Consider the following 20,963-nt stretch of genomic DNA (forward strand, 5'->3'; position numbering starts at 1 on the left):
CAAAAATGACACCAATTGGTGACAAAAATCCTGAAACTGCCACCGAAGCAAAAATGACACCAATTGGTGACAAAAATTCGGAGACTGCCTACGACCATTACGAGGTTTACAAGCAACTGCTCGAAAACCGCCCGGTAACGGCTTTGCGGGATTTGTTGGATTTTGTGAGCGATCGCCCTGCCATCCCCATCGAAGAAGTCGAATCTGTAGCAGATGTTGTCAAGCGCTTCGCAACCGGCGGAATGTCCCTCGGCGCTTTGTCCCCGGAAGCCCACGAAACGCTAGCGATTGCGATGAACCGCATCGGTGGCAAATCGAACTCCGGCGAAGGCGGGGAAGATCCGGTGCGCTACAAAGTGCTCAACGATGTCAGCGAGGCGGGTTTCTCACAAACTCTACCTCACTTGAAAGGTTTGCAAAACGGCGATACAGCTTCTTCATCGATCAAACAAGTAGCTTCCGGGCGTTTCGGCGTGACTCCCGAGTACCTGATGAACGCCAAACAAATCGAAATCAAAATCGCACAAGGTGCGAAACCGGGTGAAGGCGGTCAATTGCCGGGGCCGAAAGTGAGCGAGTATATTGCTTATTTGCGCCGATCGAAACCGGGTGTCACTTTGATTTCGCCGCCTCCTCACCACGACATTTATTCGATCGAGGATTTGGCGCAGTTGATTTTTGATTTGCATCAAATCAATCCAAAAGCTGGAGTTTCGGTGAAGTTGGTGTCGGAAGTCGGCATCGGGACTGTAGCCGCCGGTGTTGCGAAGGCAAATGCTGATGTGATTCAAATTTCCGGTCACGATGGCGGTACCGGTGCGTCTCCACTGAGTTCGATCAAGCACGCAGGTTCTCCGTGGGAACTCGGTTTGACTGAAGTTCACCGGGTGTTGATGGAAAACAAGTTGCGCGATCGAGTTTTGCTGCGGGTTGACGGTGGCTTTAAAAGCGGCTGGGACGTGATTGTCGGTGCTTTGATGGGCGGCGAAGAGTACGGTTTTGGCACGGTGGCAATGATTGCTGAAGGCTGTATTATGGCTCGCGTTTGTCACATGAACAGTTGTCCCGTGGGCGTAACAACTCAACAGGAACATTTGCGGAAACGGTTCCCCGGAACGCCGGAGCACGTTGTTAATTTCTTCTATTTCGTAGCAGAAGAAGTGCGGAGTTTGTTGGCGAAATTGGGTTATAAGTCGATCGCAGATATTATCGGCCGCGCGGATTTGCTGACAATGCGCGAAGGGGTGCAATTAACTAAAACTCAAGCGATTAATTTGGATTGTTTGACTAAGTTACCTGATACTAAGGGCGATCGATCTTTCTTGATTCACGGCGACGTACACACCAACGGGCCAGTGTTGGATGACGATTTGCTCGCGGATGCTGAAATTCAAAGCGCGATCGCCAATCAAACCAGTGTTAGCAAGAGTGTAAAATTGGTGAATACCGATCGCACTGTGGGAGCACGTTTATCAGGTGCGATCGCCAAGCAATACGGTAACACCGGCTTTAGCGGTCAAATCACCCTCAACTGCACGGGTAGCGCGGGCCAAAGCTTCGGCGCATTCAATTTGCCGGGAATGACGCTGCAACTGTCAGGCCAAGCTAACGACTATGTTGGTAAGGGAATGCACGGTGGCGAAATTGCGATCGCACCGCCGGCTGGTGCGACTTACGATGCTTCGGAAAATGCGATCGTCGGTAACACTTGTTTGTACGGCGCAACGGGGGGAACTCTGTTGGCTGCGGGTAAAGCGGGCGAACGGTTTGCGGTTCGCAACTCAATGGCGAAAGCAGTCATTGAAGGTGCCGGCGATCACTGCTGCGAGTACATGACTGGCGGCGTAATTGTCGTGTTAGGAAAAGTCGGCCGCAACGTCGGCGCTGGAATGACTGGCGGCTTGGGTTATTTCCTCGATGAAGATGGGACTTTCCCGGCGCACGTCAACGGGGAGATTGTGAAGATGCAGCGGGTTTGTACGGCCGCTGGGGAGCTGCAATTGAAGGAGTTGATCGAGATGCAGCGCGATCGAACTGGCAGCAAAAAAGCCGCGAAGATTCTGGCAAATTGGTCGGAATATTTACCTAAATTCTGGCAAGTTGTGCCGCCGAGTGAAGCAAATTCACCGGAAGCTTCGGAACAAAAGATAGCTGTGGAAGCTTAATTTTGTGGCTGGTTAAATAGATGAGGGGCGACGCGAGTTGCCCCTTTTTTTGGATTCTTCCTTACTTACTATAGTAATCTTCACTCATTTTCTATGTATAGGTGTACTGATGGATTTTGGGGAAATCAAATTTATGTTCCTTTGTGAAAAACTCAAACAAAAATTTAATTATCTTAAAAAACTTACATAAATACCAATACTTTAGTAAAAAATTTTTAGATTGTAACCAAATATCTTCCACGGGATTCTGTTCGAGAGCATTGGGAGCAAATAAAATACAAGTGATGGATTAATCATCAGGTTATTTCTCACGATTAACTTCTGACAAATAATCTCTAAATTCTCCATATCTATGATAAATAGCTACATCCCAAATCAAGATAATTTTCCGCTCTTTGTATTTATTTTGTAAGTATTTTTTTATGAATTAAAATGTTGATTTTAAATCCCCAGATTTATAAACTTTAACATGGAATTGTTTGGTTTGATAATGAGCGTGCGCCAAAATAAGTTTGTCTATTTTTTTGATTGGTAATTGGGACTTCAATTCTTAGATCGGAGCGACCCCAAGCTTCGCCATTAATATCGCCATGAAGTAGATGACATTCATCTAAAAAAAATACTATTATTTCTCTAGATTCTATACCAACCTTGTTTTTGGCTAAAATATTGTTAATTTATTCCCTCTTTCTTTTACCAGTTCGGGTTCAGATTTGGGATTGATTTTCTGAGTTTTTTTCCAGATGATCTTCGCCAGAGATAAAAGTTCATAATAGCTCTGTTTAGATTTATAGCTAACACCAAATTCTCGCTCTAAATAAGTAACTCGCTCATCAAAATCCCAATATTCTTTATTCTTTAGCCCTTCGATTACTTCAGTTTTGTGTAGAGATGTTAAATATCCTTTTGACCCTTTATGCCCTAGTTTGATTCCTGCGATCCTTTGGTTTTAAATTGTTTTGTCCAATAACCAATAAAAAATTTACTTACACGCCATATTTTGCTAATTTCATGGTAGAGCTTACCTTTGATAGCTATCCTTACAGCTATTGCTCGCTTGAGTTCTCTTACAGTTCGATCGCTTTTAATGATAGATTCTAACGCCGCTCTTTCTTTTTCTTATCTTTCTGTGGCAGTTGTAAGTTATTAATCTTTTTATTGTCACAATCAATTATTGCATATAATTATAGCGGTTCTCACAAAAGTGAGGTATGCCCTATGCCCACGGAGGCCTATGCCCTATCCCGGATAGTACCTCATATGAGAGCTTGAAAGGCTATATATCATAATAAGTGTAGATAATGATTTAGGATTGCTAGAGTCTTAAACATTATCAGCGCCTAAACGAAACAAAGTCTTTTGATGTAAGGGTTTTAGACTTATTCAGCAAGCCCTATTTACTCGCTCCCCCTTGACAGATCAAGACAGTATCTACAAAATGCTAATGACCAATGACTACCCTTCGACTTCGCGATCGGCTAAAATGACTAATAACTACCCTTCGACTTCGCGAGCAGCTAAAATGACCACCATTCGACTTGCTTCGGCTCCCTTCGGCTTCGCGAGCGGGCAAGACGCTGGCTCACAAGTCGCGATCGGGCAAGATGACCAATGACTAATGACTTCTTCTATAACATTCGCAATTGACAACCATGCAAACTAGCGAAAACACCGTCAAAATTGTCCTCGCGCCGGGGAATTTGCGCCGCGTTCACCATATCGCTTTAAACGTGCGGGACATGAAAGCTTCCCGCTACTTTTACGGTACAATTCTCGGTTTGCACGAACTCGCAGGTGCAGAAATTCCCGCAAGTTTAACAGAAATGGTAGCAGCGGGTAAAGTGGCTAATTTCATCACCCCAGACGGGACTGTAATTGACTTATTTTGGCAGCCAGATTTGGAACCGCCAAACCCAAACCCGGAGAAAGCTTTTACTCGCGCCAACCACTTGGCTTTTGATATCGATCGCGATTTGTTCGATCGCGCGATCGAAGTGCTAAAATCTAATCAAATTGCGATCGACAGCGGCCCCGTCACGCGCGCTACAGGACGCGGCATTTACTTTTACGATCCCGACGGATTTATCATCGAAATCCGCTGCGATGCAGATTAAACGGTAGCTATCGGGTTGGCGGTGCGCTATCCACCCCCTACATTTACTAGATTTAGAGTTGTTTCACTTCCCTCTTTGCTAACAGGTTGCTTCGGCCAAGTAAATCTAAAAATTGCTCCTTCACCTTCCGCAGATTCCAGCGAAATAGTGCCCCCTTGGCCTTCCACAATCTTCTTCACCAGCGACAAACCAATACCAGTATTTTCAACTTTATCGCGAGCTTCCAAGGTCTGAAAAATCACAAAAACTTTATCGTGATATTGAGCAGCAATCCCCGGCCCGTCATCGGCCACTGAAAATTCGTAAAAATCATTTAACTCTCTAACGGATATGTTTACGTGACCGGATTCACTTCGATTGTGCTTGATAGCGTTGCTAATTAAATTAGCAAAAACCTGGTGCAACAGCAATTTTTCGGCGACAAAAGTTGGCATTCCCGGTTCAAATTTCACCTCAAATCCAGCCGGCGGTGCCAAGGAATCAATAATTTCTGCTAATAAGTTCTCAACTTTTACCGTTTCTGAAGCTACTTGAATGCGCCCGACGCGGGAATATTGCAGCAGTCCCTCAATCAATCCTTCCATCCTGTGAACTCTGCCGCGCAGCAGGTTCATTTGGTGCAGAGTATCCTCTGTCATCGAGTCGCTGAGGTCTTCTTCTATCCAACTGCTGAGATTTGCGATCGCCCTGAGTGGCGCTTTCAAATCGTGAGAAACTACATAAGCAAACTGGTCTAATTCTTGATTCCGCTTTCTCAAAACACTCGTCATTTTAGCCAGCGACTGCGCCGTCCAACTCAACTCTCTAGCGCGCAACTTGAGCGATTCCTCAGCTTGTTTGCGTTCCCTAATATCCTCTATCACACACATCAAAAATTGACGACCATTTTGTTCTCGCAGCAGCGAAACCGTCAAGTTTGCCCACACCAACTCTCTATCTTTGCGGACAAAGCGCTTTTCTACACAGTAATTATCAATTTCTCCTGCTAACAATTGGCGCAAAAATTCTAATTCCTTTGCCAAATCTTCCGGCAAAGTAATCTCATGATTTTTTTTCTCCATCAATTCTTGGCGGCTGTAGCCCAAAATTTCGCAAAGTTTTTGATTGACCAACATAAATTTGCCTTCTACACTGGTTTGAGCCATGCCGACTGCCGCTTGTTCAAAAGTATGGCGAAACCGCAGGGCACTTTCAGCTAAGGCAATTTCTGAACGTTTGCGATCGCTAATATCGTTGCTGATTTCCAAAATAGCCAGCGGTATATCTTGCTCGTCGCGCTGCAAAGTCCACCTGCTGGCCACCGTTATTTTTGTGCCGTCTTGCTTGGTTCGCACCAGTTCCCCTTGCCAAGAACCCTGCTCAAAAAGCATTTTTTGAATTTGCTCAAAAGGCTGCTTCCATTCAGTTTGCAAAAGCTCGTGAATATTTTTGCCTGTTGCTTCCGACTTCCGCCACCCGTAGAGCCACTTCGCCCCCAAATTCCAATAATAAATCTCCCCTTTCAAGTCTAGTACCGCGATCGTATCGTTCGCCAAATCAAGCATTTGCGCTTGCTTGCGGAGAGTTTCCTCAGTTTGTTTCCGTCCTCTGACATCGCGGCAAATCGCAATAAACAAGTGTTGATTTGCCAGACGCATTTCGCTGATGGCCAACTCCATCGGAAACTTGATTCCGTCGCTGCGAAGTCCTATTGTTTCTTGCTGGTAAGTTTTCAGCTTAGCATTGGGATTTAATGTAAAATATTCGATCGAATAATCTCCGGCGCTGCAGTGCGGTTGCGGTTGAGCTATCAGCCCGCGCAGGTTCGAGCCCATTGCGCGATCGGCACTTTTGCCAAAAATCTTTTCGGCAGCAGTATTAAAAGACTCAATATTTCCCCGTTCATCCAAAGTAATGATCGCGTCAGCCGCATTATCTACCACAGCTTGAATGCGAGTTTTGCTTTCTTCTAAGCCAGCTTCCCGCTTCTTCAATTCCTTCTCTAAACTATCAAATAAATACCAGCAAGCCACAGCACCCAAACAGCCGACAAGCAAACCACCTATTTGCAGGAAATTAGTTAAATCTCTCAACTCCCGTATTTGCCGCTCTTGAACGTTCTGGTAAGCTTTGTTTGCTTCACCAAACGCATCAATTTTATCGCGCAGCTTCTCCATCTTCAATTTGCCTATACCGAACACCTGATTTATTTCTGGCGACGGCACTCTTGTTGCCGAACTGTCGAGCTGCTTTAAAGTGTTTTGCAAGAAATTGATGTGTTCTTCGGTACTTTTTTTGATTTCTGCAAATTCCTGAGCTTGCGGTTGATTTTTCCCCACCATCAACTTGAGTTTAGCTAGCAGCGGAGGCAAATTATTTTTTGCTTCTAAATATGGTTCTAGAAATTCGCGCTGCTTCGTCAACCCGTAACCGCGAATTCCGGTTTCTGCATCCACCACCGTTGTTAACAAGCGGTTAGTTTCCTGAAGTATTTCCTTATTAGTATTTGCTTGCTTTCTGATTTGTATGGCACTCTCGCGGAGTCCTGAAATTGCGATCAGCGAGGCAAACATACCAATCAGGGGGATAGCAACGATGACCGTTCCCCGCTGGCGAATTGGTCGGTTTGTCCAGATCAGTTTGACGAAGCGATCGAGCAAATACTTCACGGATCTTCAAGGAGAAAGTTTGCTGGCAGTATATCGCTTTTTGGCAATTTATGCTATTGATTAAGTTGGTTTTTTTGTTGTGCGCGAACCCGGGCGTAACCGTGGAAACTAGATCCGGCCCGGGGCGATGGCTACCTGCTGAGAGTGACAACAGATTTTTTAGCCAGCTTTTTGAACGGAGGCAATGAGAAGGAAAGGCGTTTGTTCGGCAACGATATTGTAGGCGAAGCAGGAATTGTTGTTTCTGCTTTACCTGCGTTTTCGCTTTCGGCTTTTGCTTTCCAACTAGACTCTGTTGCGGAAGGGTTCTCAACTGTTGCGATTACAGTAGTCCACCTGCCTGTAGCGGGATCGCGATGACAAGTGAAAGGATTTGTGTTTAGCGGTTGACTGCAAGGTTTAATCGACATATAGATGCACTCCTTTGATTCTGATAACTTGCGCGCTGTTGAAGGCGGCATTGCTATGAAGCCTGTAGAGGCTGCTGTTGGAAGGCCCTTCGGATTCGGCAAAAGACACCTATGGTGTTTCTGCCTCCTTAAGCCTGTGAGAATTCCTGATTTCCTGTTAACTTTTGCCTTCTACTGGTTAGCGACCCTAGCATTATTTTTACCAAATTGTCTTTCTACAAGCAATCCCCCCTCAATCTGATTGAGGTGCGACTTTTGAATAATGCAGCGAGGCGCTAGATCCGGGCGACAGCACAAGTCTAGGATAATAAGATATTCTAAGCTGGGAACAAATATTATTGTGTGATGAGCAACAGAGGTCGATCGCGATCGGTGTCACAATTAACAGATTATGATAATTGGGGATAGGTCTTTAGGAATAGCTCATATAGCCTGTCTCAAAAAGCTCAGGATTTTAGATTTTAGATTTTCGATTGGGGGATTGAGGGATTGATACCTCATTTTTGTGAGAACTGCTAGATTAAGTGCGATCGATTACCACAACAAAAACGGTTCGTAGTGCGGACTTTATTGATTGCATTCAATCCACCGAACATGATATTATTAGGAGTTTGTCATTGAGAATCGGTTGACCAATGACCAATGACCAATGACCAATGACCAATGACCAATGACCAATGACCAATGACTAATGACCAATGACCAATGACTAATGACTAATCTCAACTTGTGCCTTTAATTTAACAGTAAAAGTAGAGCCGACATCCAACTGACTATCAAGACTAATATCGCCGCCCATCATCTGACAAAACAAGCGGCTAATCGTCAATCCCAAACCGGTGCCGCCGTACTTGCGAGTAGTCGAAGCATCGCCTTGCACAAAAGGTTGAAACAAACTCTGCTGCTGCCCGACCGACATTCCAATGCCCGTATCAGATACCTGCAAATAAACCCAATCGCTGCCCCCTGCTGGTTCCCTAGTCGCACTCAGCAGCACAGTTCCACCTTCGGTAAACTTCAAGGCATTCGAGAGCAAATTGAAGAGAATTTGCCGGACTTTAGTTAAATCTGCGTACATGACTCCCAAATTCGGAGAGTAAGAAACTTGCAATTGATTGTGATTTTTTTCCACTAAAGGGTGCAAAGTTGCAACGACTTCTTCTATTAAATTACCGATGTCAAATTCTTCTAAATAAAGCTCCATCCGACCTGCTTCTATCTTAGAAAGGTCGAGAATGTCGTTAATTAAAGTCAGCAAGTGTTTGCCTGCGTTACGAATTTTTTGGGTATCGGGAATGATGTTTTTTAGTCCCGATTCGAGTGCTTCTTCTTGTAGCATTTCGCTGTAACCGATAATGGCGTTGAGCGGTGTTCGCAGCTCGTGGCTCATATTGGCTAAAAAAGTGCTTTTAGCTCTGGAAGCTGCTTCAGCTTTGTGTAAGGCTTCTTGCAAGGCTATTTCGGCTCTTTTGCGCTCGGCAATTTCGATGCGGAGCAGTTTGTTGGCGGCGGTGAGTTGAGCGGTGCGCTGATCGACGGTCATTTCTAGCTGGGCTTTGGCTTTGGAAAGTGCTTCCTGAGCGCGCTGGCGTTCAAATCCTTCGATCGCCAGCGCGACCAAATTTGCTAAAGAATCGGCGAAGGTTCGTTCCTCCAGAGCCCACTGGCGGGGCGCGCCGTGTTCCAAGGAGAGGATGCCTACGATCTGACCGCCGAGCCTGATTGCTACGTTTAATATGGATGAATTTGGTTTGCTCTGATTCGGTAGCGCGGCGGAGTGTTGGGCTACCGGAGATGAGTGGCACAAATTTGTGGCGATCGAGTTTGAAGTGTTGGGCGCAGTTTTTAATGCTTTGTCCTCAGCTAAGTTTTCGCCCGGTGCGTCGCCTTCGACATCATCTAAGATTGATGAAAGTTGTAAATCGCTTGTCGCCGATAGGGGCTGGCGGCTCAAATGATTCTCGCTGGTGCGATCGTACAGGTCGAGACAAACTAATCTGAGGTTGGAGATTTTAAATTTAGAATGATTGACCAAATCTGGGTTTTCTTCTCGGGCGGCGGTTTCTGGATCGAGTGATTCTGTTTGGCTGCGGGCGATCGCTCTGTTGATAAAATTTAGCTGGGGTTCGATCGAATAGCGACTGCCAAATCTGAGATGGTTGTAAAGCCAGACGCTGACTTTTTCCACCTCCAAAGTGCGGGCTGCAGCCTCGGTAATTTCGCGAATTCCCACATTCAGCGCACCGCTGTTGAAAGTCCTCTGCCGGCCTAGCTGCAACAAAGCCAGACTCTGGCGGCGGAGACGCTTTTCGCTCTCTTTGAGGGTTTGTTCTGCTTCCTTGCGCTGGGTGAGGTCGTACAAGGCGCACAATGCTGTCTGTTGACCGTTAAACAGCAGGGACTCAACGGAGATTGTGGCCCAGAAGGGAGTACCGTCTGACTTTTTGCAGTGGAGTTCGTAGTTTTGGAGGTATCCGTTTTTGGCGAGGGCTTCTAGTACCTTTGGGCGATCGTCCGGGTTTAAATAAAAGTCTGGGGTGCTGCTGCCGATCAATTTTTCTAGGGGTATGTTCAGCAGAGAAGCCAATTGAGAATTCGCATACATAATTAAGCCGTCACCGAGGCGAGAAACCAATACCGGAACGGGAGTTGTTGAGGCGATCGCCCGAAACTGCTCTTCGCTCGATCGCAGCGCCACATCAGCTTTAGAGAGCAATTGAGCGTCCATCGTGTCCGAATGTTCGGTGGTAGTCTCCAGCAAAATTTCTAGGTCAGCTTTTTCGCGCTTCAAGTTTTCAAGTTCCGCACTCAGCCGCTGAACGTCCAAAAGTAGCTGTTCTCTCGATGGTTCTTCCTGCATGGCAATTGACAATTGGTATTTTTTAGTTGGGTCGGAAGTTTTTTAAGGTTTGGTGCTAGCTTAACTATGACTGATGATCATTCACTGGAGTCTCCCGATCTCGGTTCTCGGACTTGGGGTGGGACTCACATAGAGCTTTTGCGATTTACTATTCCAATTGTAAGTGCAAGGAAGGGATCGGCCGCTGTAATTTTTTCAGGAATTTTCCCCGCCAGGGTATTTGTTTAGAGCCTTTTAGGGTTATTTGAATATTTTTTTGCTGGCGCACTTCGATCGCAAATTTTGAGAGGATGTTAATTCCCGAAATATTTAAGAATTCTGGCTTTGGTAAGTCTAAAGCAATCGTGTTTGGCGAGGAGTCAGCAACGAACTTGAGCAGCATGGGCGATCGGCGCGTATTCTTGGGTCTGTCTGAGCCGGAACGAGCCGCAGCAGGTGATTGTTTGGGCAGCGCGATCGTACTCGATGCTATAATCTTTAACCTGAATCTCCATAATTCAGTTGCCGGTTGTGAACGGTAAAGAAGTTGTGGCTGCGTTAGCCAGCCACCCGTAGGTCAGGCTGGAGCGATCGAATTTCTGCCTAAATGTGGCCCAATGCCTTAGTTGGTGTAACTTGCACTGCATCTACTGCCAACTCTACCATTGCGGCCGGGCTTTTATGAGTTATTTGGCGATCGATCTGTTGCAAGTTGTGGAAGTTGACGAGACCAGCTTTTGCTGAAATTCCGAGTTATCAATTCAGTTTGTTTTTTCGGTTTGCTATTGACAAAATCCCCAAAATGTGAGAGAAATTTCACATCTAGCATCTCAGTGAGTTGGAGAATATTTAATGGCAATTTCTGAAATTACAGAAAAGCTTTTGGCTGCTAAAAAAGCTAAAGGAATTAGTTTGGCAGAATTGGAAAAACTTTTGGATCGCGACGAAGTTTGGATTGCTGCGGTTATTTACCGTCAAGCTACGGCATCGATCGATGAAGCAGAGAAAATTGCCTCAGCCTTGGGACTGTCGGGCGAGATGGCTGCGGTGCTGACCGAACCTCCGTTAAAAGGTTCTTTGGATGCTGCTGTTCCGGTAGATCCGTTGATTTATCGCTTCTATGAAATCATGCAGGTGTACGGAATGCCGCTCAAAGCAGTAATCCACGAAAAATTTGGTGACGGGATTATGAGCGCGATCGACTTTACTATGGATGTCGAGAAAGAAGCAGACCCAAAAGGCGATCGAGTAAAAATAATTATGTCAGGCAAATTTTTGCCCTACAAAAAATGGTAAGCCCGTGCCGCTTTGCCCGAAAGTGAAAATTTAAAATTTAAAATATGGTCGCAGGGCTGACGACTAATGACCGTGCCTCAAAAGTGCTAACTTAGAAATAGAGACCGCGAAGCTTGACCAGGCAAAAATTGAGACTAGCCCCTGACTTAACTCGTGTATATCCCCAAGTTTTAGACCAAGGTTCAACTTCAAAAATTTATTTGTGGAGTAAATCTCAAATCTCAAATCTCAAACTCGTACGCTCGCGAAGCCGAAGTATCTCAAATCGACAGACTGGCTTGGGTGTTCTTTCGGGAAATTTTTCTAGGGCAAAGATATCGCTCCCGCCGCAACTTCCCCAGTCAAAACAAGCAACCGCAACCGTAAAGTAAGAGGCAAATATGTCAAAGTATGACTCCAATCTCAGATGCTCCTTTTGCGGCAAGTCGCAGGAGTACGTCCGCAAGTTAATAGCTGGGCCCGGCGTGTACATTTGCGATGAATGCGTGGAACTGTGCAATGAAATTTTAGAGGAAGAATTTTTTGACTCTAGCAAAACAATTGGTCAACAGATTCCTCAATCAGAGGTGCGAGAGTCTCAGGGACAAGGAACGCGACGCCCGAGTCGATCGAACAAATCTAAAATTGTCTTAGCCCAAATTCCCAAACCCACAGACATTAAACAGCATTTAGACAACCACGTCATCGGCCAGCACTCAGCCAAAAAAGTCCTTTCTGTCGCAGTTTACAACCATTACAAGCGCTTGAGCGCCGACCAAGCCAAAGACAGCGGCAAATCTTCCCCCGACGGCGATGTCGAACTGCAAAAATCCAACATCCTGCTAGTCGGGCCCACAGGTTGCGGTAAAACTTTGTTAGCGCAGAGTTTGGCACAAATGCTCGAAGTTCCTTTTGCGGTAGCCGACGCAACAACGCTAACAGAAGCTGGATATGTTGGCGACGATGTAGAAAATATCTTGCTGCGGCTGTTGCAAATGTCGGATTTTGATGTCGAATCAGCACAGCGCGGGATTATTTATATTGACGAAATTGACAAGATTGCTCGCAAAAGCGAAAACACTTCGATTACCAGAGATGTATCGGGAGAAGGAGTGCAGCAAGCGCTGCTGAAAATGTTGGAAGGAACGGTGGTTAATGTTCCCCCGCAAGGCGGCCGCAAACATCCTTACCAAGATTTTATTCAAGTTGACACTAGCAAGATTCTATTTATTTGCGGCGGTGCTTTTGTCGGTTTGGAAAAAATAGTCGATCAGCGTTTGGGTAAAAAATCCTTGGGCTTTATTCAGCCAACTGAAAGTGACAGCAACTCGACACTGGCTGCGAAGGATAAGCGGGCTGTTGATATTTTGCAACAGGTACAGCCGGACGATTTAGTTAAGTTTGGTTTGATTCCTGAGTTTGTCGGGCGGATTCCGGTGGTGACGGTGATTTCGCCGCTGGATGAAGCGGCGTTGATGCAGATTTTGACTGAGCCCCGGAATGCGCTGGTGAAGCAGTATCAAAAGCTGTTGAAGATGGACAGTGTGGAGTTGGAATTTGAGCCGGATGCGCTGCGGGCGATCGCCCAGGAGGCCTATCGGCGCAAAACCGGCGCGAGAGCTCTCCGCAGCATTTTAGAGGAGTTAATGCTGGATGTGATGTACGAGTTGCCTTCTCGTAAGGATGTTGCTAACTGTATGATTACCAAGGAAATGGTCGAGAAGCGATCGACTGCGGAATTGCTGTGGCATCCCGCATGGCGGAAGCACGAAACAGCTTAATTTGAAGGGTGGGCAATGCCCACCTTGTTTTTTAAGGTAATATAAATCATACCAAATCAATTAGCATCGGAATTATCGATCTCTTTCTTCTCTTCCTCTGCGTTCTCTGTGGCCTCTGCGGTTAAATCATTCCGATGCAACAATTGATATCACTCGACGATTGAAATCGCTTCATACTTATTTCTGACTCAATATTGCCAAAAACTCCTGCACAACTAAATCGGGTTGTTGGCTGCATCGGGTTGAATCGTAATGCTTGATAAGACTGATTCCGGAATCTATTAAAAGCCCGCACATTTCATCTTCTGTTGCGTTTCGATCGGATGATTCGCTGTCAATTTTCAGCATTCCTAGCTTGTTTTGGTGGAATATCAGAAAGTCAGCTTCTTGGTTTTGTCTCCCTTCCGGTGTGGCGAGTCGGAGTTGGGAGTTGGGGATGAAGAGTGTGGAAGTGCGATCGAGAATTTCGGCTATTTTCACTTGTGCGTCGCAGTGAAAACAAAAACCGTTCCAGTCAATTTCTTTATTTGAGTTAGATAATTCAGTTTCATTATTAGAAGTTATTTTATCTAAATCAGCTTGAACATAATCAGCTTCATTCAAGTTTGCGAATAATCTAGCGCCGCTGAGATTTGCACCGCTGAGATTTGCACCGCTGAGGTTAACTTCGATGGTCAGATTGCGCTGTAAATTCACTTGACTTCGCCGTAGATATCGCTTTAATACAGATTTAAGATTATCTTTTTTAACTTTTTCGTCTAGTGCTTTTGAAAGTAGTTTCCACAGTTTAGCACCAGCATCTTTGATATAATCGTATTCATAGCCTGCGGTTTTAGCAATTTCTATATAAGACTGCCCTTCCCAGGATTGACGAAACACTATTTCTTGAACTTTGTTGAGGCGATCGTAGTTGAGGGCTGTTTCTGCGATCGTGATGGCTTCGTCAACGGTCATGTGTGAAAGTCCCTTACTAGCGGAGCGTTAAGGTAGGCTTAGTATAGATTGTACCGCAACCGACGCTTAATATTACTTTTTCATTACTATTTTATTACTTTTTATTACTGTTGAACCTGATATAGAGTTGCTATTCTATCTCTAGAGCCACAGGGATATGAAGGGCCAAGCACTAAGATGCCGTCCCCATGACTTCATATATGGAGGGAGCAAGTTAATTCTGATTAGCTGGTGGGTTCACAATTTTTTTGAAAGGGGGAAGGATGGCTGCAAATATATCACCACAAAATACTGACAGACCTATTTGGGATGACACCCAGATATATATTACCAAAAACACAGTTAAATTTGGTTCAGAGATATATCAATTTCGCAACGTAACAGGTTTTGGCATATCCCCAGTTAAGACTGAAAAATTTCCAATCCAATGGATTTTGGGATTGTTTGTCATTGGACTTGTGGTAGCTAGTTATTTTAATAAGCCTGAACTTAGAGCGGGAGGAATAATTATGGCAATAGTAGCAATTATCCAGTTAATTCTAAATACTTTTATGCCCGAAAAATACGGCCTTAAGTTATACCTGAATTCCGGTTCTCCTTTGCCCATATTTGTAACCACCGATATGAAAGGACTAGAAAAAGTAGTTTACGTCTTGTACAACTTCATGGAAAGTAATGCAGAAGGTAGTTATGTAGTCTATTCAAGCGACCGATCTATCCGAATAGAAGGAAGTGTTGGAGGTTCTGTCACAGCAGGTGATATTGGAGGCAGTTCATCAAGTCAAGTTGGAAGAGATGTCTCGCGAAACGACTAGAAATAACGGTGTTATCCAAAAAAAAAATTAATTAGGAGGGAATAATGGAAGATAAACAAGGTAAAGTTCAAGTCGGAGGAAGTGTTGGAGGTTCTGTTAACGCTGGTGATGTTGCAGGTAGTTCATCAAGTCACGTTGGAGGAAATGTTTCATTCGCTATAAACGAGTTACCTTCATCGTCTGAAGCCGATAAACCCGGAATCAAAGAATTACTGACGCAGCTAGAAGCAGCAATTAAAGCCGATCCAAACTTGAGTGAAATTGACAGAAATGACGCTTTAGATCAAGTAAAAGATTTAGCTGAAGCTGCTCAAAATCCTAATGATGGGGGAATGAAGGAGAAAGCTGCAAAAGCAGGTAGGATGCTTGGACGTATTATCTCTGGGATACCAACAGCAACCCAATTAGTAGAATCGTGTAGCAAGTTACTACCATTGATTACTAAAGCGTTTGGGTTTTAGTAAGGATCGCCTTTCAGCAAACATCTTAATAATTACGATCGCCCTTCTTCTTCTCAGCATTCTCTGACAAAGGGCGATCGAGCTTATTAGTTCACCTTCTAAATAGTCTTTAACTGAAACATCAGGAGAATTTTTGCTGGCAATCATTAGGTTTTTCTCAACTTTTACAGGCAGACTTTTCAAATCTCATAATGTTTCCGAGATTCTACTTGTTCTCCCCGTCTCGCGTTGCGCGGACTTTGTTTGTGTAGACGCGATTTCCAATCGCCCCGAAATTAGTGGTTTTAATATCACCCTCACTCCTCAGATTCAGATTCAAAATCCACGCGATCGTAAATATCACCCAACCGCATCTCAAACTCCACACAACTCAATTGTAATACCGTATCAGCACCATCATACTCAGACAAGACCCACTTATTATCATCCGTCTTGCAAAAATGTTCAACGTGCATCTCGTATTGATCGATCAAAACATACTCTCGAAAACTAGGAATAGAACGGAAAAGCTTAAACTTGCCGCCCCTGTCATAATCCTCCGTCGATGGCGATAAAACCTCAGCCACCATCACCGCATTAGTAATCGTATCTTTCCTACCCTCAGCAAACTCCAATTTCCCCGCCACCAACATTACATCAGGATAAGTATAAACCCGCTTCGACGGTATCCACAAACGCAAATCGTTGATAAATACTCGATACGGTTGTCCTTTCGTAGCAAAATTTAGTGTACCGCTCAAATTAAGAGCTATTTGATTGTGATTTGGTGTTCCGCCTGTCATAGGGATTATCCTGCCATCCTGATATTCACTTCTAAATTCTGCGATTTCTTCCAGTTTTAAATACTCTTCAGGAGAGTAATAAGTATTTACTTTTTTCTCAACTTTTTCCTCAACTACTTGTTCGCGGATTTCTGTTAATGCAGTCATAGTACATCCTCGGACTATCGTACTTACAATTATACAGGAATTCAATCCTTAAAAAATTGGAATGTCAGGACTAAAATCCTTGCTAAGAACGGGGTTGATTTATGTGTGTAGATATTAAAACTTGCTTTTACCAAGATAACTTTTTTGGAAAAGGGCGCCAAGTGCGGTATGATGTGAAATTGCGATCGGTTCTAGCGGGGAGCAGCCGCTAGAGGAAACGGGGAAAGTTCGGTGCAAGTCCGGCGCTGTCCCGCAACTGTAATGAAACCCTTGTGGTTTATAAAGTCAGAATGCCCGCCGATATCTAACTCACTTTTGAACGCATCTGCGAGGTACGGATGATGGATGGAATTAATGCTGCTGTACGCACAAAGCACAGTCTGTTTGTTTGTACTGCTTGCGCTAGTATTTGGAAAGACGGCAAGCGCGAAGGCAAAAGCGGCGGCCAACAATTTATGGAAGATTTATCGAAACTTGCTAAAGATTGGGAGTTTTGCGATCGATTTGAGATTCAAGAAGTTGAGTGCATGAGTGCTTGCAGTCACTCTTGTGCGGTGTCTTTTGCTGCTGTGGGAAAGTACACTTATCTATTTGGTGATTTGCCTGCAAATGAGCCGGAAAGCATCGAGGCTGTACTGGAATGCGCGGGTCAATACTATGCTAAACCGGATGGTTTGTTGCCTTGGTCAGAGCGTCCTCAAGCTCTGAAAAAAGGCGTTTTGGCTAAAATTCCGCCGCTGCCTAATTAGAGCCTTTTCTCGTTACCAGGCTCTGCTTATTGGTGACAACTTAACGTCAAGCCGACCGGATCTCTTGTTTTTATGCGAAGTCTAGATCCCCCCTAACCCCCCTTAATAAGGGGGGGACAAGAAATATGCTCAAAGTCCCCCTTCTTAAGGGGGATTTAGGGGGATCTAGACTTCGCATAAAAACGACATTTATTGTGGGTTTTAGTCTTAAATTCTCACCTATGGGCAGAGCCTGGGAACGAAAGATCCCATCACAAAACAAAAAACAAAATTATCAATGCACAAAATTCCTGTTACGGTTATCACTGGTTTTCTCGGTAGCGGCAAAACTACCTTAATTCGCCATTTGTTGCAAAACAATCAAGGCCGCCGCATTGCTGTTCTGGTTAACGAATTTGGCGAGATTGGAATTGACGGAGAGTTGCTGCGCGATTGCCAAGTTTGCGATGAAGAAGAAACTGTCAGCAGCAATATTGTTGAACTGACAAATGGTTGTCTTTGCTGCACTGTTCAAGAGGAATTCTTGCCGACTATGCAGGAGTTATTGAAGCGCAAAGACCAAATTGATTGTATCTTGATTGAGACTTCTGGCTTGGCACTTCCTAAGCCTTTGATTCAAGCTTTTCGCTGGCCGGAAATTCGCACTGGCGCTACTGTAGACGGTGTGGTTGCTGTTGTTGATTGCGAAGCTATTGCTAGCGGTAATTTTGTCGGTGATATCGATGCTTTGATGGCGCAGCGGCAGGCTGATGATAGTTTGGATCACGAAACTCCGATCGAGGAATTGTTTGAAGACCAGTTGGCCTGTGCTGATATGGTACTGTTAACGAAGGTCGATCGCGTGGATGCGGAAACTCAACAGAAAGTTCAAACCTGGTTGCAGCAAGAGTTGCGCCCGAGTGTGAAAATTGTTCCGTCTAAGGGTGGCGAAATTAACCCTGATGTGCTGTTGGGATTTAATGCGGCGGTTGAGGATGATTTGGAGTCCCGCCCGAGTCACCACGACACGGAGGAGGAACACGAGCACGATGATGATATTAACTCGACTTTCTTTGTTTCCGATCGCGAATTTGAACCCGAAGCTTTGGTGAAAAAGCTGAAAGCCTTGATGCAGCAAGAAGAAATCTATCGGATTAAAGGGTTTGTGGCGGTTCCCAAGAAGCCGATGCGGATGGTGTTGCAAGGTGTGGGCGATCGTATAGAATATTTTTACGATCGCCCTTGGCAACCTTCCGAACTCCGTCAAACCAAATTAGTGCTGATCGGAAGAGAGTTAGAGCGCGATCGAATTGCAGCTATAATTAGCAGTTAATTATCCGAAATTCTTAGTCATATCGCGTGCGAACGATCTCACTACAAACGGTTCGCAGTGCGGATTTCAGTCCGCTTTATGCTGTGGACACTTACAGAGGCACCCGCTAACAACTTCGATGGCGGTTAATAATAATCGCCCGCGATATCAGCATCAACAACGATTCGATCCAAACACAAACAATTGAAAATTTAGTCTTGACAAAATGCTAGATTACGATAACATTTTAGTCAAGGACTGAATTCCTCACTACTAACCCATTTTATCGCAGGTTTGCTGCACTATCCTTAAGGGCGATCGACAATTATGAACAAACAGCAATTTCTCGAACAACTCAACAGCATTCTCGACCAAAATCACCTGCTGAAACACCCATTCTACCAAATGTGGAACGAAGGCAAACTAGACATCGCAATGCTGCAAGAATACGCACAAGAATACTACCTGCAAGTCCACAACTTCCCCACCTACGTCAGCGCTACCCACGCCGCCTGCGACGACATCAAAATTCGTCAAATGCTCCTCGAAAACCTGATAGAAGAAGAGAGAGGCGCTGCTAATCACCCCGAACTGTGGCTGCGCTTTGCCGAAGGTTTGGGTTTAGACAGAAACGCAGTTCTCGAACGCGAACACTTAGAAAAAACCACCGAATCCGTCCGCATTCTCAAAGACTTAGCCCGCAGCGAATCTCCCGCCAAAGGTTTAGCCGCCCTCTACGCTTACGAAGCACAAATCCCCGAAGTTTCCACCACCAAAATCGCTGGTTTAAAGGAATTTTACGGCATCGATTCACAAGCAGCTTTATCTTTCTTTCAAGTTCACGAAAAAGCCGACGAGTTCCACTCCGAAGCCACTCGCGAAGCTTTGTTACAGGTTTGTGAAACTGAAGAAGCACAACAGGAAGCGCTGTTAGCTGCTGAGAAAGCAACTTCTGCTCTTAATTTACTGCTTGATGGGGTTTACGAAACCTTTTGTCAAGCTAAGTAAGCTTCAGTTGACTGTTGACTGTTGACTGTTGACTGTTGCTTTCTGGTAAAAAACGCATCTTTGCAGGGCGGGTTTAGCTAGTGATTTTGACACTCGCAAACAATCATAAAAAACCCGCCCACCCTCGCTTTGTTCATCTCTTGAAACTATCTGCGTCGCTCTGGCTTAATCTGCCTTATATTAAATCCTCTCTTCATCGGAATAGTAAATTCAGGCGTCGCTTAATCAGGGTATGAAAAAAATAAATTGAAAATTTAGAAGTTTTGTGGATTCTGGTTTCTATGACTTGCATATTTAGCCTTTCATACCGTAAATCAGCAACGCCCTACAGTACACAATTTCTAACCAAACTAACGCGAACTAACCAGGGTTCGCCCGTTATCGCATCCTACACGCGAAAAACAACTGCTGCCCGTTAGTTGCAGTAGCACTACATCGCTGCTAACCTCAACCCTGTTGGCAAGAAACTTCTTCTTAACAATCCAGGCGACACCAGCACTACATCGCTGCTAACCTCAACCCTGTTGGCAAGAAACTTCTTCTTGACAATCCAGGCGACACCAGCACTACATCGCTGCTAACCTCAACCCTGTTGGCAAGAAACTTCTTCTTGACAATTTAGGCGACACCAGCGCTTACAGCCGCGTTCACGCCCGCTACCACCCGGTTTTTCGCAATATAGTTGAAAAATACGGTTACGATTAAGCGTCAGAGGGCGTGAATTCAGGATTAGCTATCTTGACTCGATTTCGTGGGACTTCGACCAAATTAATCGCTGCGTTCAAGTCCCGATTCAGCAACAAACTGCAACACTCACATATACGGTAGATTCTTCGCATCACTCAGAATCACAAGTATTTAAATCGATCGCCCAATGTGAAGTTTTCTCTCTGCAACCGATCGCAAATTTGCACTTTTTCAACCGCCAAATATTGCTGAAACTCCGGTTTCTCCAAACCGCTGCGCCACATCACCAGAGCATCTTCTCCAGTATCTTCGTAGTATCGTTTCCGCCGTCCGGCTTCTTTAAATCCAAATTTTTTGTACAGCGCCACTGCCGCCAAATTCGAGTCCCGCACTTCTAAAGTCGATCGCTCCAATTGCCTGTCGCAAGCCGATTTTAGCAGCGCCCAAAGCAGAGCTTGCCCGAAACCCTGCCCTTGAAACTGAGGATGAATTGCCAGCATAATAATGTGAGCTTCTTCTAAAATTGCCCACAGACAACCCAAACCGATGAGAGTTGGGGGAATCTGTAGGGGCGGTGGATGGTGCGTGCCCGCCCGGTTTTGACTTGATTCAGAGTCCTCAATTTCCCATGTCCACAAACCCAGTAAATCGCTGTTAGGACTGTCTAATTCGCGCCTGTAGCCTTCGATCGTCCAAAGTCCGCCAAAACAAAGGCGATCGAGTTCGACCGCACTGTTGAGGTGTTCGGTGGCGATCTGTTTAATTTCTAGAAAACGCACGGCAGTAAATTGTACACTAGAAAATAAAGTAGCGATTAGTTTTTTTTTGCTATTGTCG

General features: G+C 45.1%; 19 protein-coding genes and 1 riboswitch. Of the genes, 12 read left to right on the top strand and 7 right to left on the bottom strand.

Annotated elements, in window-relative coordinates:
* Positions 1-2,165, top strand: a 2,165-nt coding sequence (locus tag QUB13_RS00630) for a glutamate synthase-related protein (protein ID WP_333377730.1), incomplete at its 5' end; no start/stop codon positions are given.
* A 661-nt stretch (positions 2,166-2,826) separates the two neighbouring features.
* Here the strand turns inward: QUB13_RS00630 and QUB13_RS30360 are convergent.
* Positions 2,827-3,105: a winged helix-turn-helix domain-containing protein gene (locus tag QUB13_RS30360; protein ID WP_442922119.1), complete on the bottom strand. Its 279-nt coding sequence runs from the start codon at positions 3,103-3,105 to the stop codon at positions 2,827-2,829.
* A gap of 504 nt (positions 3,106-3,609) precedes the next feature.
* Here QUB13_RS30360 and QUB13_RS00635 point away from each other — a divergent pair.
* Together QUB13_RS00635 and QUB13_RS00640 are read left to right on the top strand one after the other, a co-directional pair.
* A complete protein-coding gene (locus QUB13_RS00635; RefSeq protein WP_333377732.1) occupies positions 3,610-3,780 on the top strand; it encodes a hypothetical protein in 171 nt (56 codons plus the stop codon).
* Between the two features lie 37 nt (positions 3,781-3,817).
* Positions 3,818-4,279 (top strand): VOC family protein, encoded by a 462-nt coding sequence (locus QUB13_RS00640; RefSeq protein ID WP_194009915.1) that lies wholly within the window; start codon positions 3,818-3,820, stop codon positions 4,277-4,279.
* Between the two features lie 26 nt (positions 4,280-4,305).
* Here the strand turns inward: QUB13_RS00640 and QUB13_RS00645 are convergent, their stop codons facing one another.
* Positions 4,306-6,927, bottom strand: coding sequence for a PAS domain S-box protein (locus tag QUB13_RS00645; RefSeq protein WP_333377735.1), 2,622 nt, complete (start codon positions 6,925-6,927; stop codon positions 4,306-4,308).
* Between the two features lie 144 nt (positions 6,928-7,071).
* On the opposite strand from QUB13_RS00645, the gene QUB13_RS00650 reads away from it, so the two are divergent.
* Complete coding sequence (locus QUB13_RS00650; protein ID WP_333377738.1) at positions 7,072-7,287, top strand: hypothetical protein; 216 nt, start codon at positions 7,072-7,074, stop codon at positions 7,285-7,287.
* A 759-nt stretch (positions 7,288-8,046) separates the two neighbouring features.
* On the opposite strand, the gene QUB13_RS00655 is transcribed toward QUB13_RS00650, so the two are convergent.
* The gene (locus QUB13_RS00655; protein WP_333377741.1) at positions 8,047-10,197 is read right to left on the bottom strand and encodes a sensor histidine kinase; all 2,151 of its coding nucleotides are present in this window, start codon (positions 10,195-10,197) and stop codon (positions 8,047-8,049) included.
* A 290-nt stretch (positions 10,198-10,487) separates the two neighbouring features.
* Between QUB13_RS00655 and QUB13_RS00660 the strand changes: the two genes are divergently transcribed.
* The 3 genes from QUB13_RS00660 to clpX all read left to right on the top strand — a co-directional run bounded on the left by QUB13_RS00660 (position 10,488) and on the right by clpX (position 13,232).
* Positions 10,488-10,718 (top strand): hypothetical protein, encoded by a 231-nt coding sequence (locus QUB13_RS00660; RefSeq protein WP_333377744.1) that lies wholly within the window; start codon positions 10,488-10,490, stop codon positions 10,716-10,718.
* Between the two features lie 310 nt (positions 10,719-11,028).
* The gene (gene cynS / locus QUB13_RS00665; RefSeq protein WP_333377746.1) at positions 11,029-11,472 is read left to right on the top strand and encodes a cyanase; all 444 of its coding nucleotides are present in this window, start codon (positions 11,029-11,031) and stop codon (positions 11,470-11,472) included.
* Between the two features lie 380 nt (positions 11,473-11,852).
* Positions 11,853-13,232, top strand: coding sequence for an ATP-dependent protease ATP-binding subunit ClpX (gene clpX, locus QUB13_RS00670; RefSeq protein ID WP_333377749.1), 1,380 nt, complete (start codon positions 11,853-11,855; stop codon positions 13,230-13,232).
* A 177-nt stretch (positions 13,233-13,409) separates the two neighbouring features.
* Here clpX and QUB13_RS00675 read toward each other — a convergent pair whose 3' ends face one another.
* Positions 13,410-14,186 carry a pentapeptide repeat-containing protein gene (locus QUB13_RS00675; protein WP_333377752.1) on the bottom strand — a complete coding sequence of 259 codons (777 nt, stop codon included), beginning with the start codon at positions 14,184-14,186 and terminating at the stop codon, positions 13,410-13,412.
* A gap of 263 nt (positions 14,187-14,449) precedes the next feature.
* Between QUB13_RS00675 and QUB13_RS00680 the strand changes: the two genes are divergently transcribed.
* Together QUB13_RS00680 and QUB13_RS00685 are read left to right on the top strand one after the other, a co-directional pair.
* Positions 14,450-15,001, top strand: a complete 552-nt coding sequence (locus QUB13_RS00680; protein ID WP_333377755.1) for a hypothetical protein — start codon at positions 14,450-14,452, stop codon at positions 14,999-15,001.
* Positions 15,002-15,045: 44 nt separating this feature from the next.
* Positions 15,046-15,462, top strand: coding sequence for a hypothetical protein (locus QUB13_RS00685; RefSeq protein ID WP_333377758.1), 417 nt, complete (start codon positions 15,046-15,048; stop codon positions 15,460-15,462).
* Here the strand turns inward: QUB13_RS00685 and QUB13_RS00690 are convergent.
* A complete protein-coding gene (locus QUB13_RS00690) occupies positions 15,430-15,609 on the bottom strand; it encodes a hypothetical protein (RefSeq protein WP_333377761.1) in 180 nt (59 codons plus the stop codon). The two genes, QUB13_RS00685 and QUB13_RS00690, sit on opposite strands and share 33 nt — an antisense overlap.
* Before the next feature lie 149 nt (positions 15,610-15,758).
* On the bottom strand, positions 15,759-16,391 hold the full coding sequence (locus tag QUB13_RS00695) for a Uma2 family endonuclease (protein WP_333377763.1): 633 nt from the start codon (positions 16,389-16,391) through the stop codon (positions 15,759-15,761).
* A gap of 169 nt (positions 16,392-16,560) precedes the next feature.
* A riboswitch (cobalamin riboswitch) is annotated at positions 16,561-16,707 on the top strand.
* A gap of 22 nt (positions 16,708-16,729) precedes the next feature.
* On the opposite strand from QUB13_RS00695, the gene QUB13_RS00700 reads away from it, so the two are divergent.
* From QUB13_RS00700 to QUB13_RS00710, 3 genes are all read left to right on the top strand, one after another.
* A complete protein-coding gene (locus QUB13_RS00700) occupies positions 16,730-17,140 on the top strand; it encodes a DUF1636 domain-containing protein (protein WP_333377766.1) in 411 nt (136 codons plus the stop codon).
* A gap of 277 nt (positions 17,141-17,417) precedes the next feature.
* Positions 17,418-18,452, top strand: a complete 1,035-nt coding sequence (gene cobW / locus QUB13_RS00705) for a cobalamin biosynthesis protein CobW (protein WP_333377769.1) — start codon at positions 17,418-17,420, stop codon at positions 18,450-18,452.
* A gap of 306 nt (positions 18,453-18,758) precedes the next feature.
* Positions 18,759-19,439 carry a CADD family putative folate metabolism protein gene (locus QUB13_RS00710; RefSeq protein ID WP_333089996.1) on the top strand — a complete coding sequence of 227 codons (681 nt, stop codon included), beginning with the start codon at positions 18,759-18,761 and terminating at the stop codon, positions 19,437-19,439.
* An 848-nt stretch (positions 19,440-20,287) separates the two neighbouring features.
* Here the strand turns inward: QUB13_RS00710 and rimI are convergent.
* Positions 20,288-20,905, bottom strand: a complete 618-nt coding sequence (rimI, locus tag QUB13_RS00715) for a ribosomal protein S18-alanine N-acetyltransferase (protein WP_333377772.1) — start codon at positions 20,903-20,905, stop codon at positions 20,288-20,290.
* Positions 20,906-20,963: the final 58 nt, after the last annotated feature.

It is taken from the genome of Microcoleus sp. B4-D4 (genome assembly GCF_036705185.1).
Lineage (GTDB): Bacteria > Cyanobacteriota > Cyanobacteriia > Cyanobacteriales > Microcoleaceae > Microcoleus.